Annotated in this window: 1 protein-coding gene; it reads left to right on the plus strand. The window is 28.7% G+C overall.

The window, feature by feature from the left end:
* A partial coding sequence (locus KI686_RS15890; protein WP_237590308.1) for a CorA family divalent cation transporter occupies positions 1 to 261 on the plus strand: 261 nt, incomplete at its 5' end.
* Positions 262 to 369 lie beyond the last annotated feature (108 nt).

Below are 369 nucleotides of genomic sequence, written 5' to 3' on the forward strand. Positions count from 1 at the left end.
GAAATTTACCGTGAAATGACCTGGAGTTTAATGGATATGTACATGACTACCATTAGTAATAAAATGAATGAGGTCATGAAAGTACTTACCATTATGGCTTCTATATTTATACCTCTTACCTTTATTGCAGGTATTTACGGTATGAATTTTGAAAACATCCCTGAACTACATTATAAAAACGCTTATTTTATTGTTTGGGGTATCATGATTCTTATTGTGTTAGGGATGCTTTATTACTTTAAAAAGAAAAAGTGGTTGTAATTTTTAATGAGCTTAAAAGGGTAACGTATTAATCTCGTTAAATAAATTTTAGCGCTTTATACCATGAGTGCATCATTGAATATTGATTTTACAAATATTACATATCTA

It is taken from the genome of Polaribacter sargassicola, from assembly GCF_021991835.1.
GTDB classification, from domain to species: domain Bacteria; phylum Bacteroidota; class Bacteroidia; order Flavobacteriales; family Flavobacteriaceae; genus Polaribacter; species Polaribacter sargassicola.